The organism is Pseudomonas sp. W5-36 (assembly GCF_046540455.1).
Taxonomy (GTDB): Bacteria; Pseudomonadota; Gammaproteobacteria; order Pseudomonadales; family Pseudomonadaceae; genus Aquipseudomonas; species Aquipseudomonas graminis_B.
In genome coordinates, this window is record NZ_JAXCIQ010000010.1 from 34,704 (window position 1) to 47,805 (window position 13,102).

The 13,102-nt window shown below is 58.2% G+C and carries 15 protein-coding genes and 1 pseudogene; 12 read left to right on the top strand and 4 right to left on the bottom strand.

Going from position 1 to position 13,102, the window contains the following annotated elements:
• Positions 1-70: 70 nt before the first annotated feature.
• Positions 71-1,018: a 4-hydroxy-3-methylbut-2-enyl diphosphate reductase gene (gene ispH, locus SLW74_RS16955; RefSeq protein ID WP_122535361.1), complete on the top strand. Its 948-nt coding sequence runs from the start codon at positions 71-73 to the stop codon at positions 1,016-1,018.
• A 21-nt stretch (positions 1,019-1,039) separates the two neighbouring features.
• Here the strand turns inward: ispH and SLW74_RS16960 are convergent, their stop codons facing one another.
• Entirely contained in the window at positions 1,040-1,543 is a 504-nt protein-coding gene (locus SLW74_RS16960) for a GspH/FimT family pseudopilin (protein WP_065987670.1), read from the bottom strand.
• Positions 1,544-1,726: 183 nt separating this feature from the next.
• Here SLW74_RS16960 and pilV (SLW74_RS16965) point away from each other — a divergent pair, with 183 nt between their 5' ends.
• The 11 genes from pilV (SLW74_RS16965) to thiO all read left to right on the top strand — a co-directional run bounded on the left by pilV (SLW74_RS16965) (position 1,727) and on the right by thiO (position 10,685).
• On the top strand, positions 1,727-2,167 hold the full coding sequence (gene pilV, locus SLW74_RS16965) for a type IV pilus modification protein PilV (protein ID WP_410929574.1): 441 nt from the start codon (positions 1,727-1,729) through the stop codon (positions 2,165-2,167).
• Entirely contained in the window at positions 2,164-2,865 is a 702-nt protein-coding gene (locus SLW74_RS16970; protein ID WP_410929575.1) for a PilW family protein, read from the top strand. The genes pilV (SLW74_RS16965) and SLW74_RS16970 overlap by 4 nt, the downstream gene beginning before the upstream one ends.
• A gap of 4 nt (positions 2,866-2,869) precedes the next feature.
• Positions 2,870-3,361: a PilX N-terminal domain-containing pilus assembly protein gene (locus SLW74_RS16975; protein ID WP_410929576.1), complete on the top strand. Its 492-nt coding sequence runs from the start codon at positions 2,870-2,872 to the stop codon at positions 3,359-3,361.
• Positions 3,358-3,780, top strand: a complete 423-nt coding sequence (locus tag SLW74_RS16980) for a type IV pilin protein (protein WP_410929577.1) — start codon at positions 3,358-3,360, stop codon at positions 3,778-3,780. Before SLW74_RS16975 ends, SLW74_RS16980 begins: the two co-directional genes overlap by 4 nt.
• Positions 3,781-3,905: 125 nt before the next feature.
• Positions 3,906-4,388: a GspH/FimT family pseudopilin gene (locus tag SLW74_RS16985; RefSeq protein WP_192133149.1), complete on the top strand. Its 483-nt coding sequence runs from the start codon at positions 3,906-3,908 to the stop codon at positions 4,386-4,388.
• Positions 4,388-4,858, top strand: a complete 471-nt coding sequence (gene pilV / locus SLW74_RS16990; protein ID WP_410929578.1) for a type IV pilus modification protein PilV — start codon at positions 4,388-4,390, stop codon at positions 4,856-4,858. The genes SLW74_RS16985 and pilV (SLW74_RS16990) overlap by 1 nt, the downstream gene beginning before the upstream one ends.
• Positions 4,855-5,547 carry a PilW family protein gene (locus SLW74_RS16995; RefSeq protein WP_410929579.1) on the top strand — a complete coding sequence of 231 codons (693 nt, stop codon included), beginning with the start codon at positions 4,855-4,857 and terminating at the stop codon, positions 5,545-5,547. The genes pilV (SLW74_RS16990) and SLW74_RS16995 overlap by 4 nt, the downstream gene beginning before the upstream one ends.
• A gap of 65 nt (positions 5,548-5,612) precedes the next feature.
• A complete protein-coding gene (locus SLW74_RS17000) occupies positions 5,613-6,068 on the top strand; it encodes a PilX N-terminal domain-containing pilus assembly protein (RefSeq protein WP_192133142.1) in 456 nt (151 codons plus the stop codon).
• Positions 6,055-9,147 carry a pilus assembly protein gene (locus tag SLW74_RS17005; RefSeq protein WP_410929580.1) on the top strand — a complete coding sequence of 1,031 codons (3,093 nt, stop codon included), beginning with the start codon at positions 6,055-6,057 and terminating at the stop codon, positions 9,145-9,147. The genes SLW74_RS17000 and SLW74_RS17005 overlap by 14 nt, the downstream gene beginning before the upstream one ends.
• 14 nt (positions 9,148-9,161) lie before the next feature.
• The gene (locus SLW74_RS17010; protein ID WP_410929651.1) at positions 9,162-9,551 is read left to right on the top strand and encodes a type IV pilin protein; all 390 of its coding nucleotides are present in this window, start codon (positions 9,162-9,164) and stop codon (positions 9,549-9,551) included.
• A 30-nt stretch (positions 9,552-9,581) separates the two neighbouring features.
• The gene (thiO, locus tag SLW74_RS17015) at positions 9,582-10,685 is read left to right on the top strand and encodes a glycine oxidase ThiO (RefSeq protein WP_410929581.1); all 1,104 of its coding nucleotides are present in this window, start codon (positions 9,582-9,584) and stop codon (positions 10,683-10,685) included.
• Here thiO and SLW74_RS17020 read toward each other — a convergent pair.
• The 3 genes and pseudogenes from SLW74_RS17020 to SLW74_RS17030 form a co-directional block, all read right to left on the bottom strand.
• Positions 10,655-11,099 (bottom strand): annotated as a pseudogene (locus SLW74_RS17020) (hypothetical protein). The gene thiO and the pseudogene SLW74_RS17020 overlap by 31 nt on opposite strands.
• Positions 11,100-11,113: 14 nt before the next feature.
• Positions 11,114-11,683 (bottom strand): nucleotidyltransferase domain-containing protein, encoded by a 570-nt coding sequence (locus SLW74_RS17025; RefSeq protein ID WP_410929582.1) that lies wholly within the window; start codon positions 11,681-11,683, stop codon positions 11,114-11,116.
• Between the two features lie 76 nt (positions 11,684-11,759).
• Complete coding sequence (locus SLW74_RS17030) at positions 11,760-13,100, bottom strand: sigma-54-dependent transcriptional regulator (RefSeq protein WP_410929583.1); 1,341 nt, start codon at positions 13,098-13,100, stop codon at positions 11,760-11,762.
• Between the last annotated feature and the right edge of the window lie 2 nt (positions 13,101-13,102).

Consider the following 13,102-nt stretch of genomic DNA (forward strand, 5'->3'; position numbering starts at 1 on the left):
CGCCTGGCCCCGGCACTGTTCGGGGCCTTTTCGTTTATATGTTTCATTGCGCGTAGACACGAGGCACATCATGCAAATCAAACTCGCCAACCCACGTGGCTTCTGCGCCGGGGTGGACCGTGCGATCGAAATCGTCAATCGCGCGCTAGAAGTGTTTGGCCCGCCGATCTACGTGCGTCATGAAGTGGTTCATAACAAATTCGTCGTCGAAGACCTGCGCAGCCGTGGCGCGATCTTCGTCGAAGAGCTCGAGCAGGTGCCGGATGACGTCATCGTGATCTTCAGCGCCCACGGCGTGTCGCAGGCGGTGCGCACCGAGGCGGCAGGTCGCGGCCTGAAGGTGTTCGACGCCACCTGTCCGCTGGTGACCAAAGTGCATATCGAGGTCGCGCGCTACAGCCGTGATGGCCGCGAGTGCATCCTCATTGGGCACGCCGGCCACCCTGAGGTCGAGGGGACGATGGGGCAGTACGACGCCAGCAATGGCGGCGCGATTTATCTGGTCGAAGACGAAGCAGACGTCGCCAACCTCCAGGTGAGCAATCCTGAGAACCTTGCCTTCGTGACCCAGACGACGCTGTCGATGGACGACACCAGCCGGGTCATCGACGCCCTGCGCACACGATTCCCGGCCATTGGTGGCCCGCGCAAGGACGACATCTGTTACGCCACGCAAAACCGTCAGGATGCGGTCAAGGTCCTTGCCGATGAGTGCGACGTGGTGCTGGTGGTCGGCAGCCCGAACAGCTCCAACTCCAATCGCCTGCGTGAACTGGCTGAACGCATGTCGACCCCTGCCTATCTGATCGATGGTGCCGAAGACATGCAGCGCAGCTGGTTCGACGGCGTGGGCCGCATCGGCATTACCGCCGGTGCTTCGGCGCCCGAGGTGCTGGTGCGTGGCGTGATCCAGCAGCTGCACGCCTGGGGTGCGACCGGCGAAGACGAGCTGGCCGGGCGCGAAGAAAACATCACCTTCTCGATGCCCAAGGAATTGCGCGTCAAGTCGCTGCTGTAATCCGGTCACTCCGTAACCGCATCATGCGCAGGGCTCGCTGCTGAATCCCTCGGATCGCAGCGTGACCCTGCCGGTCACCGCAATCACCAACTGGTAGCGACTGGCAGGTGCGTCTCTGAGGCACACCGCCAGTGTCCCGTTAGCGTTGTTCAGCAGCCGCCCCGTGTTATCGAAACCAATGCGCACGGCCACTTTGCTGTTGCCCACCACCCTGACGTCACGGTGGCTGGCGAACTCGGCCAGCGACAGCTCACCCTCGTCTCTGAGCTGGTTGCGGTTGCTGTCGACGAACACGTTCCAGCCTCGGCTCCAGTCCTTTTCAAGGGCCTGTATCACCACTGGCTGACTGCGCAGAATCGCCTCTGTGCGAGCCATTCGCAGCCCGCTGGCCAGTTGCTGAGCCGTGTCCTGACGTCGTTGTGAGTCGATCAACTGCCCGAAGGCGGGGATCGCGAGCGTCGCGACGATACCCACAATCACCAACCCTGCCAGCAGTTCAATCAGCGTCAATCCTTGCTGTTTCACGAGCGTCTTCCGTTGAGTTCGGCGCTCAAGCAAACACCCGCTCCGTTGCGCTGACAACCGGTTCGATTGTCAGCCGGTATGTCCGCAAGCCGCCGTTACACATCCTCCGGGCAAACCGCTGCGCATCGACTTCACTGGTCCCTGCACAGCGGACGGCAGAGGTGGGCGATGGCAGGGAAGGCGATGCAATCAGGGATGACATTGATCGAAGTGCTGGTTGCGCTGCTGATCTTCAGCGTTGGCGTATTGGGTGTGGCGATGCTGCAGCTCAACGCGCTGAAGTACACCGACAGCTCGATGCGCAGCATGCACGTCAGTTTCATCGCCCATGATCTTCTCGAGCGAATCCGCGCCAATCCGGGCACCAGTTATGCGCTGGCTTCGCTGAGTCAGGCGCCATCGTCCGGCAGTCTCGCCGTCCCACGCCAGCAAGACCTGTACGACTTCGCGACGCAGTTGAGACGCGCGGTCGGTGACGATGCCGAGGCATCCATTGCGGTGTCGGGATCGAGCGTGACCGTTACATTGAAGTGGGACGATTCCCGCGCCAGCCAGGAGGCCGCACAGAAGCAGACGCTGACGTTGACCGCAGATGTATCTGCCGAGCGGGGCGCACGACCATGAGGCCTTTGGAGAAAGGCTTTGGCCTCGTCGAAGTTATGCTGGCGCTGGTGTTGGGATTGGTGATGTCGCTGGCCTTGGCGCAGATATTCATCAGCTCAAAGAGCAGCTATGCCAGTCAGACATCGTCCGCCAGCCTGCAGGAAGACGCGCGATTCGTGCTCAGCAAAATGGTCCAGGAAGTGCGGCTGGTCGGCATGTTCGGCTGTTTGGGAAAAGTCGACGACGCCAGCGTCGGCAATGGCTTCTCCAAGGCGTTTGAAGCGCCGATCCACTGGGACGCGAGCTCGCAGACACTGAGCCTCGCCACCGCCGGAACCGGGGAGGGCGGAGGCTGGTCGACCTGGGTCATACACACCGACTGCGTGTCATCCGCCACCGCGTACTCCAACGGCCGGGCGCCCCGGCTCGCCGGACATGAGACCGCGATGCCCATTCACAAGCAGGTGTATCGCTTCAACAAGGCCCGCAATGAGCTGTCGCTGAATGGCCAGCCCCTGGTCAGCAACGTGCGCGCGTTCAGCGTGCTGTTCGGCGTTGCCGGTTCGATCAATGACCGCTCCGTTGCGCGGTACGCGGCCACCGCCGAACCCTCGTTGATCCGCAGCATACGGCTGACCCTGACACTGTTCGACCCCGCAGATCGGGCGCAGGAACAGACCATCGACGTCGTTGCCGCCCTCCGTAATCGGCTGGGGTGATCACATGAATATGAATCCACAACGTGGCGCGGTGTTGATCGTCAGCCTGGTGTTCCTGCTGTTGCTGACCCTTTTGGCGACATCGTCGATGCAGAACGCCACCCTCCAGGAAAAAGTGGCGGGCACGCTCAAGCGGCGTGATGCGTCGTTTCAGTCCGCCGAGACAGCGCTGCGCATTGCTGAATCAAACATCCTGTCATCCGGGTTTTCACTGCCGGCCTGTTCGTCGCCAGCGAGATGTTTGCCTCCGCCTGAAGCGCTGACACTTTCCAAAAGCGAAACGGGCGGGGCGTCGGGTGTGAATTGGGTCGCAACGCGGGGTGGTTTCTACGGCATTCAGCATGTCGGCCAAACCGATCAGCCACCCGGTGGCGGAGACGGTCAGTTTCGGATCCTGTACCGCGTGACGGCCATCGGCATTGAGGGCGACTCACGCACCGTGCTCGAAAGCATCCACACCCTGGAGCGCCGCGTAATGTGGCGGCAGCGGCAATGAGCAGACGAACCGGGGGCTTCACCCTGATCGAACTGCTGATTGCCATCGCCATCGTCGCGATTCTCGCCGCCGTCGCGTACCCGCAGTACAGCGAGTACATCCGGAAAACCCGCCGCTCGGAGATCGCCGGGGTGCTGGTTGAAGAGGCGCAGAAGCTTGAGCGGTTTCATTCACGGGCAGGGCAATACTCGGACGTCAGCGGGCCTCCGGCGCTTAGTCATGAGGTGTCGATGGGGAATGGGTTTTATCGGATAGGGGCTGAGCGCAAGGAGCGGACGTTCGCGCTGACCGCTTCGCCGGTTGGCGGAGGAATGATGGCGGGCGATGCGTGTGGGAATTTTGTGCTGGAAAACACTGGCAAGCGCGACAATCTCGAGATGTCGGGGGCTGCCAGTGTGGCGGGGTGTTGGGGGCGCTGAAATGACCTGGATCGGCTACGGCGCCGCGCGTCAGGGCGTTCGTCCGCCGAAAACAGCCACACATCCCCCCGGCAAATATTGAAACAACCGGTTGCTATATAGTTTCTCCATTAAGGAGAGATTAAATGCCCAAACGGTGTCGGGGTTTTACGCTGGTCGAGTTGCTGGTGACCATCACGTTGGTCGGCATCCTCGCCGCGATCGCCATTCCAAGTTTCACCTCTGCTATTCAGAACACCAAGGCCGACACGGAAGTAAGCGACTTTCAGCGTTTCCTTAACTACGCCCGCCAACAGGCTATAAACAGCGGCACTGTCATCCGTGTAACGCCATCGGTGGCGGGTGCTGCCTGGAATACTCAGCTGAGTGCCATTGATCCTGCGGCAACGGCGCCGATTCCCATTCTGCGAGTTTTGCCAGCGATGGACTCTGCATCAGTGCTTGCAGTGAGCGGAAATCCTACTGCGATCGACTTCAACAACCTGGGGGGGTTGGCCGCACCGGTGCCGACGGCGGCTGCTGCCGTAAGCATCACCTACACACGCGGCACCATCACCCGCGTGATCAACATATGCCTGAGCGGCCGTATCGTGTTGGGCGGTTGCTGATGAAGGCCAGAATTGATTCCAGGCAACAGGGCACGACGCTGATTGAGGTGCTGGTTGCCCTGCTTGTTCTAGCCATTGGGCTGTTGGGTGCGGCAGCGCTCCAGTTGAATGCGCTGAAATACACGGACAGTTCAAGGCTCAGCAGCCAGGCAAGCTTTATCGCGTACGACATGATGGATCGCATACGTGCCAATCCTGATGCTGACTATAGTTTGACTTCCCTGGCGGCGGTGACTTCTGGTCCCAATCTGACTGTTCCGCGGACGCAGGACCTCTACGACTTCAAGACTAATATCCGAACTCTCGACCCTGTCACGGGGGATGGGACGATTGCGGTGGATTCGGCAAATAAGCGGTTGGTCACCATTACTGTGATCTGGAGTGATGCCCGGGCCACCAACACGGCAACTGCCTTGCAGACCTTCAAAGTTACAAGTCGTGTGGCGATAGACGCGAAGGTGACGCAATGAAGCACCGCGCCATGGGCTTCGGCCTGATCGAGATCATGATCTCGCTGCTATTGGGTTTGCTTATAGTGGCGGGTGTTATTCAGATTTTCATTTCAGCCAAGAACACCTATCTGTCACAGAACGCCTCGGCGGTCATGCAAGAGGATGCACGTTTCATCCTCACCAAGATGGCTCAGGAAATACGCATGGTCGGAATGTTTGGCTGTCTGGCGACGGTCAAAGACTCAAGCGCCAACAGTGACTTCGCCGCTGCGCAAATGACGCCGGTCCGGTGGGATAACGCAACGTCGAAATTGACGCTGGTAACAGCCGACGTGGGAAATAATGGTGGTGTTCCTACCTGGACCGTTGTCTCCGATTGCAAGTCAGGAGCGACCGCTCGGACCGGAACGGCCATCCCTGCCGCCACCGAATTAGCATTTCCAATACGCCAACTCGTCTACCAGTTTGCGAATAAGCAGTTACTTCTTGGGGGGGCTGTCATCGTAAATAACGTGAATGACTTCTCGGTGATGTTTGGTACTGCCAATACGGCGTCGGACACAACGGTTACAGCGTACACCGCGACGCCCGCCAGCATGGCTACGGTGCGCAGCGTCAGGCTGACCCTAGAACTGCAGGACGCAACAGGTCGAGTTAAAAACCAGAAGTTCAGCGTTATGACCGCTTTACGCAACCGTCTCTACTAGGTGTTGCCATCTTGAATGTAACCAGACACAGAGGTGTACAACGTACCCGGGCCCGCGAGCGCGGAATGGCGCTGATCGTCAGTCTGGTGTTTCTGTTGCTGCTGACGTTGATCGGGATTTCATCAATGCAGAACGCTACGCTTCAGGAAAAGATGTCCGGCAGCGTCAAGTTCCGCAACGAGTCCTTTCAGATTGCGGAGGCGGCTGCGCGTATGGGGGAGTCTGCAGTTCAGGCCAGTAATTACAAGCTGGCGACATGCATAAAATGTGCTCCACCTCCGGAAGCTACAAGCGTAACGGGACCGGGTGCCAACAGTACCTCGGGAGTGACCTGGTTCGCGACGACAGGCATGACGGGAGGTTTGTGGGCTGTCCAGAAAATCGCCACAACCAAGGACCCGGTTAACATCAATTCTGTGGGGTGGGATGAAAGTAAGTCGTGGACGCTTTATCGCATCACAGGCGTTGGCATCTCTGGTAACTCACGAACTGTAGTGGAAAGTATTTATGCCAAACGTTGAGTGGTGCCGCAGGGCAAGGCTTTATCTGTGCAAGCTGATGATGGGCGCACTGCTTGGCCTTTATGGCTCGGCCACCGCTTTCGCCGCATTTGTGCCGTCTGATTCTCCCTTGTTAACCGTGGGGTCGGTGACGCCGAACGTCATGCTGCTGGTGGATGACTCCGGGAGTATGAACAGTATCATCTGGGCCTCGGGGTTTGATCCCAACGCGGATCCGGTTCAAGTTTACAGCTGCAATTCGGATTTCAACTGCAGTAATGTCACTGCAATGGATATGACGGACACCAACTTTTTTGTGGGAAACCTGCGTGCCGGCGGCTGCGATAATGGGTATGACGGTTTCTACAAGTTCACCACACGCACGCGCGTCTGTCTCAAACTCCCCGACCCGGTGGGCAACGGGAATACCCGGTACACCACTGCTTACATCAGCTACTTGCTTTACGCCACGTCGTTGTCCAAAAAAGACTACACGGATGATTCGATTCCCGACGATTACAGAATCAGTGTCGCGCGCACGGTGTCTGCCGCGCTGGTGGCCAGCAATCGAAATCTGCGAATTGGCCTGGCCACCTTCAATCCCCCTACGAGCGGAAACGCTGGGCCTGGCGGCAACATCGCAAGGGCGATCAGCGATCTGTCCCAGACGACCGCTACAACTACCGCGCAAGCCAATGCCAACTACAACTCGCTGATCTCGTCCATCAACGGCCTTGCGGCAATCGCCAACACGCCATTGGCTGAAACCTATTACGAGGTGACCCGCTACTTTCGCGGAATGACGCCCTATTACAATACGACGCCTTCGACCTACACCAGCCCGATTCAGTACCGTTGTCAGCGAAACTATGGAGTCGTGATTACCGACGGTCTGCCGACCTACGATCGAACCTTCCCCACGAATGATCCGCTGGGCGGCGCAAGCTTGCCCAACTGGGACGGCAAGAACAACGACGGTGATAACCTCAATGGCGATGGGGAGGGTGACACCCTTTATCTGGACGATATCGCGAAATTCGCCTACGACATCGATATGCGAGCGAGCGGAACCGATGCCGCCGGCAAGAGCTGGGACGCTGCAGATTTCACCAAACAGAACATGTTCACCTACACAGTAGGATTTACAGCAGCCAATGCAATGCTCTCGGACGCGGCCACTTATGGTAAGGGTACTTATTACCAGGCGACGGACAGCGCGGGTCTCAATGCTGCGTTATCCGCGGCTCTGAACGACATCACCTCCCGCGCAGGAACCGGGGGAGGTGTAGCGTCGAATTCATCCACACTGTCCAGCTCATCGGTTTATTTCCAGACGCAATACGATCCGACTGACTGGCGGGGCACAATCAAGGCTTCGGCAATTTTGGCTGATGGAACCGTAAACACCGCATCGCCTATCTGGTCCACCGACAAACAAATCGTTCCGGGCATTACTGCTACTTACGAGTCCTGGAACTCCCTGACCAATGCCGTTATTCCGTTGTCCTTTCCAAGCTTTTCATTGCCCCAACAGACCGTGCTCAACGCCAATCTGCCGCTTGGGATTTCTGGGCTGGATTTAGTGCAATGGAGTAAAGGGACGAACAAAACAGGATTGAAAACACGTACGGTGTTGCTCGGTGATGTGATCAACTCGCCCTTGACGTACGCCTCACCTACGGACAACCCAGCGTCGGACCCTGCCTCTGATAATAGCTATTCCACGTATTTGGATATCAAATCAAACTCAATGAATCCCTCCCTCGTGGTCAACGCCAATGATGGGTTAGTCAACGTGATCGACCCGTCGACGGGTAACAGGCTTTATGGGTACATGCCATCCACCGTTCTCGCGAACCTGCATTACGTCGCTGACCCTAACTACATCAACGGCGTATCTCACAAATTTTTGGTGGATGGGCAAATTTCCATCGTAGATGTCCAGTTTGCTTCGTCCTGGAAAACTCTAGCCATCGGGGGGACGGGCTCCGGTGGCAAGGGATTTTATGCGCTGCAGCTGTTTAATGCCGGTGCTTCTAATACGGTTAAAGCGCTTTGGGACATCAGCAGCGTTAGCACAGGTTTTGCCAACATGGGTTACGCGTATGCCAAACCGGAGGTGGCTCAACTGCCAGACGGCCGATGGGCAGCATTCATCTCTAATGGCTATGGCAGCACCAATGGCGTGGCGTCACTCTTTGTCGTTGATGTCAGCAATGGGGCTCTGATAAGAGAGATCGCCGTCGATACCTCAGGCAACAATGGATTGTCCTCAGTCAAGTTACGCGTCAATGCACAGAGTGTTGTTCAGTACGCTTATGGCGGTGATTTGAAGGGTCAGATGTGGAAGTTTGACTTCACGGGGCAAACCGCATCCACCTGGAAAGTAGGGCTGGGTGGAAGTCCACTGTTCACTGCCTCAGGAGGGGCGAATCAGCCGATCACTGTTCAGCCGGTCGTGGGAAATAATCCGAACGGCGGCAAGATGGTTTATTTTGGCACGGGCAAATTGCTCGAAACCGCGGACAAGACCACGACCGCGACTCAAGCGTTTTATGCGGTCTGGGACAATGACGGGACGAGTGCCAACTATCGCGAAAGCGACCTTGTAGCGCAGGCTATAAATGGGGTCTCAAGCGGAGCTTCTGGGCAGTTTTTTACCACTACCCAAAATGATGTGAATTATGCAGCCAAGAAAGGCTTCTACCTTCCGTTGATCTATAACACCGTCGCGACGGGGGAGCGTGTCATCTATCCGGCGACACTCGCGTTCGGCCGGGTTCGATTTACCACGGCTATCGTCGACACAGGTGATCCATGTTCAAGCTCTGGATCGGGTAGATACGTTGAACTTGATGCATTAAGCGGGCGGATGCTTAGCTATCCGGTTCTGGATACAAACGGTGATGGGCAGGTCAACAGCGCTGACGCTAATTCAAGCGGTATCCTGATAAGCGGTGGCGTGCCTAACGCAGCCGTTACGCTTGATAAAGAGAACGGCAATCAAGCAATTCCTTTGGGCGGTTTAGGTACCCCTCAAACCATCACTGATTTGGGCGGGGTGTCAAACCGACGCATCATGTGGCGACAGATCAGATGAGGAAAGAAAAAATGATGGGCAGTAAATCGAAGGGATTCACCCTCATAGAACTGATGATCGTGGTGGCGATTGTGGGTATTCTCGCGGCGATCGCCTACCCCAGTTATACGGAATATGTGAGGCGCACTCACCGTACCGAGATTGCTGGGATTTTGATGGAGCAGAGCCAGGTATTGGAGCGTTACTTCACCAAGACCGGTAGCTATAAAGACGCGACGGTGACGGCCTCGAATGCTTGGTACACCGTTGCAGTGGTGCCCGCCGATGCGATCTTCACCTTGACGGCTACACCCATAGCCAACTCCATGATGAACGGCGACAAGTGCGGCACCTTCCAGATCACCAATACCGGCGCGCGCACCAACTCCACCGGGCTGTCGAATAAAGACTGTTGGGGCCGTTGAATCCATGCAGATGAACAGGCCGTGGCCGTCGTGCTAAATCAAAACATAGTCATCATCGGCGGAGGCGTCATCGGCCTTCTGACCGCCTTCAACCTCGCCTCCAAAGTCCGAAGCGTAACGCTGATCGACCGATCGGAAGTCGGCCAGGAATCCTCCTGGGCCGGTGGCGGCATTGTGTCTCCGCTTTACCCGTGGCGCTACAGCCCCGCCGTAACGGCACTCTCGCACTGGTCGCAGGATTTTTATCCGCAGCTCGCCGAGCGCTTGCTGGCAATGACCGGCATCGATCCGCAAGTGCACAAGACCGGCCTTTACTGGCTGGATCTCGACGACGAAGCAGAGGCGCTCGAATGGGCAGCGCGTGTGAATCGTCCGATGACATCGGTGGATATTTCTGCGGTCTACGACGCCGTGCCCGTCATGGGCGGCGGGTATTCACGTGCGGTGCACATGGCCGATGTCGCTAACGTGCGCAACCCGCGTCTGGTCAAGTCGCTCAAGGCTGCGTTACTGGCATTGCCCAACGTGGTGATTCGCGAGCACTGCCAGGTCATCGACTTTGTGCGCGAAGGTGATCGCGTCCTGGGTGTCACGACGGACGGGGGCGATGTGCTCGGCGACAGCGTGGTGCTGGCCGCCGGTGCATGGAGCGGTGATCTGCTCGGCAAATTGGGGCTGGCGCTGCCCGTTGAGCCGGTCAAAGGGCAGATGATCCTCTACAAGTGCGCCGCCGACTTTCTGCCGAGCATGATCCTCGCCAAGGGCCGTTACGCGATCCCTCGGCGTGACGGGCATATCCTCATCGGCAGTACACTTGAGCACGAAGGGTTTGATAAGACACCCACCGAAAATGCCCTGGACAGCCTGAAAGCCTCGGCGATCGAACTGATCCCGGCTCTGGCGGATGCGCACGTGGTCGGGCACTGGGCGGGGTTGCGACCGGGGTCGCCTGACGGCATTCCATTCATCGGGCCGGTGCCGAATTATCAAGGCTTGTGGCTGAACTGCGGGCACTACCGCAACGGCCTGGTGCTGGCGCCGGCTTCGTGCCAGTTGCTGACGGATTTGCTGGTGGGGGAAAAGCCGATTATAGATGAGGCGCCTTATGCGCCAGAGGGGAGACTGAAACCATGAGCGGCCATCTCCGACGCCAGTAGGCCTCGAAGAGCTTCGGTACTCGTGAGTAGCTCCGCGAGCAACGCGTCATCGATATCCATGTAGCCTTCGTACTCAGCGAGGTTTCTGCGCTCGTGGCAAAGCGCAAAGAGCCGTACCCGCACTTTATCCAGATTCAGCGTGTGTGGAAGGCACTGAAACACGAGATAGCGGCGGTCCGACCGGTATCCTTTCAGGCGCAGTGCCGACAGCGCCATTGCGTGTGCAGCGTTATAGGCCAGATCAAAACGGCTGGCGTATGAAAGAGCGGAATTATGAGCGTCCAACAGCCTATCAAGGGCCGAGCGGACCAGTCCGATATTCGTTCTTGTCAGCAGGCTCGGCTTTCAATCCGCCGGTACCTACCAAGTTCGCCAAAGGCTCGTTGCCCATTCCGTGGGTTCTCCCTAATCGCTTCCGATGATGTCGATCTTTTCCTGCTCTGCCACTCGGGTCACGAAGCTGTTGCCGGTGGCGAGCTTCGCTTTCCAGTCCGACGGCGTGTAGAGCGTTGGGTTGATGGGCCTGCCCAGCATCTCTTCGAGCCGGATCATACGCTCCATCACTTCGCTGTAGCTGACGCCTTCACCGATCAGCATCAGATCTATGTCGCTGGATGTGTTGGCGGTCCCTTTCGCAACCGAGCCGTAGATAAACGCTCGCTGAATCTGGTCTGCGAAAGGCAGCAACTCCACTCGGAGGTGATCGGCGATGCCGAATGTTTTGCGCACAAGGCCAACCAGTTCGGGGTACACCGGGCTTTCAGGATTCGCCTGATAATGGATTTGGTTGCCCTGCCGGGTTGCGGTCAGCAAACCTGCTGAGTGCAATTTCTCCAGCTCACGAGTTGTGCTGCCTTTGCCGACCTGGACCCAGCGACTGATTTCGTTGGTATAGAAGCTCCGCTCCGGATTGCCGAAGAGCAGGCCCAGCACTCGTTGCTGAGTCGTGGTGAAGAGCGCGTCGCCGATGTTCATAGGGATCTGTCTAGATAAGTCCCAAAAAGGGAACGATAGGTCCCTTTTTGGGACCTGTCCAGCGCGGCGTAATCCATCACTCCAACCCCAACTTCTTCAACCGATAACGCATCGACCTGAACGTCAAATTCAGGCGCTGCGCCGCAGCCGTGCGATTCCAGCGGGTTTCCTCCAGCGCCTGCAGGATGAGCTTGCGCTCGATGCTTTCCAGATAGTCTTCCAGGTTATCGATGTTGGCCAGGCTCGGGCCGTCCTCCTCGGCGGGGCGTGACGGCTCGGCCAGGCGCAGGTCGGCGGTGTCGATCTGATCGTCTTCGCACAGCGTGTATGCCCGCTCAAGCATGTTTTCCAGCTCGCGCACGTTGCCGGGGAAGCGGTAGCCCTTGAGCGCCGCCAGCGCGTTGGGCGGGAGGAGGGTGACAGGCTCGCCGGCAGATTCAGTCAGGCGGCGCAGCACGCTGTTGGCGATCTCTTCGATGTCCTCGCGGCGTTCGCGCAACGGCGGTACGCGCAGCTCGATGACGTTCAGCCGGTAATACAAATCCTGCCGAAAGCGCCCGGCAGCCACTTCCTGATTAAGGTCCTTGTGGGTCGCGCACAGCACGCGAACATCCACCACTTGCTCCTGCTGACCGCCGATGGCGCGAACGGACTTTTCCTGGATCGCGCGGAGCAGTTTCACCTGCATCGCCAGCGGCAGGTCAGCCACTTCATCGAGAAACAGGGTGCCGCCGTGGGCGACCTGAAACAGCCCGTGCTTGTCTTCATGGGCGCCGGTGAAGCTGCCTTTGCGATGTCCGAAGAATTCGCTTTCCATCAGCTCTGAAGGGATCGCGCCACAATTGACCGGCACAAACGGCTGCTCGGCGCGCGGGCCTTGCTCATGAATAAGCCGGGCGACCAGTTCTTTGCCGCTGCCCGATTCGCCGCTGATGTAGATCGGCGCCTGGCTGCGCGCCAGTTTGGCGATCTGCTTGCGCAGCGCCTGCATCGGCGGGGAGCTGCCCAGCAGGCGATGGTCAATGCGGTTTTCTTCGGCAGGCGCGGTGCGCAGGCGCAAGGCGCTGGACACCAACTCACGCAAGCGTGTCAGGTCGACCGGCTTGGTCAGGAAATCGAACGCGCCGGCTTTCAGTGCATGGATCGCCGTGTCGAGGCTGCCATGGGCGGTGATCATCGCCACCGGTACCTGGCTGTGGCGTTTCTGAATGTGTTGCACCAACTCCAGGCCGTTGCCATCGGGCAAGCGCATGTCGGTCAGGCACAGGTCGAACGGCTCGCGGGCCAGCCACTCCTGGGCTTCCTTGACGTTGCGCGCGCTGCGGGTGTCCAGTTTCATCCGACCGAGCGTGATTTCCAGCAGCTCGCGAATGTCCGGCTCATCGTCGACGATCAGGATCTTTTGCCGTTGGCTCATGT

Excerpts from the sequence above, each read along its gene's own strand:
- ispH (WP_122535361.1), top strand. The coding sequence starts at position 71 with ATGCAAATCAAACTCGCCAACCCACGTGGCTTCTGCGCCGGGGTGGAC.
- pilV (WP_410929574.1), top strand. The coding sequence starts at position 1,727 with ATGCAATCAGGGATGACATTGATCGAAGTGCTGGTTGCGCTGCTGATC.
- SLW74_RS16970 (WP_410929575.1), top strand. The coding sequence starts at position 2,164 with ATGAGGCCTTTGGAGAAAGGCTTTGGCCTCGTCGAAGTTATGCTGGCG.
- SLW74_RS16975 (WP_410929576.1), top strand. The coding sequence starts at position 2,870 with ATGAATATGAATCCACAACGTGGCGCGGTGTTGATCGTCAGCCTGGTG.
- SLW74_RS16980 (WP_410929577.1), top strand. The coding sequence starts at position 3,358 with ATGAGCAGACGAACCGGGGGCTTCACCCTGATCGAACTGCTGATTGCC.
- SLW74_RS16985 (WP_192133149.1), top strand. The coding sequence starts at position 3,906 with ATGCCCAAACGGTGTCGGGGTTTTACGCTGGTCGAGTTGCTGGTGACC.
- pilV (WP_410929578.1), top strand. The coding sequence starts at position 4,388 with ATGAAGGCCAGAATTGATTCCAGGCAACAGGGCACGACGCTGATTGAG.
- SLW74_RS16995 (WP_410929579.1), top strand. The coding sequence starts at position 4,855 with ATGAAGCACCGCGCCATGGGCTTCGGCCTGATCGAGATCATGATCTCG.
- SLW74_RS17000 (WP_192133142.1), top strand. The coding sequence starts at position 5,613 with ATGGCGCTGATCGTCAGTCTGGTGTTTCTGTTGCTGCTGACGTTGATC.
- SLW74_RS17005 (WP_410929580.1), top strand. The coding sequence starts at position 6,055 with ATGCCAAACGTTGAGTGGTGCCGCAGGGCAAGGCTTTATCTGTGCAAG.
- SLW74_RS17010 (WP_410929651.1), top strand. The coding sequence starts at position 9,162 with ATGGGCAGTAAATCGAAGGGATTCACCCTCATAGAACTGATGATCGTG.
- SLW74_RS17025 (WP_410929582.1), bottom strand. The coding sequence starts at position 11,683 with ATGAACATCGGCGACGCGCTCTTCACCACGACTCAGCAACGAGTGCTG.
- SLW74_RS17030 (WP_410929583.1), bottom strand. The coding sequence starts at position 13,100 with ATGAGCCAACGGCAAAAGATCCTGATCGTCGACGATGAGCCGGACATT.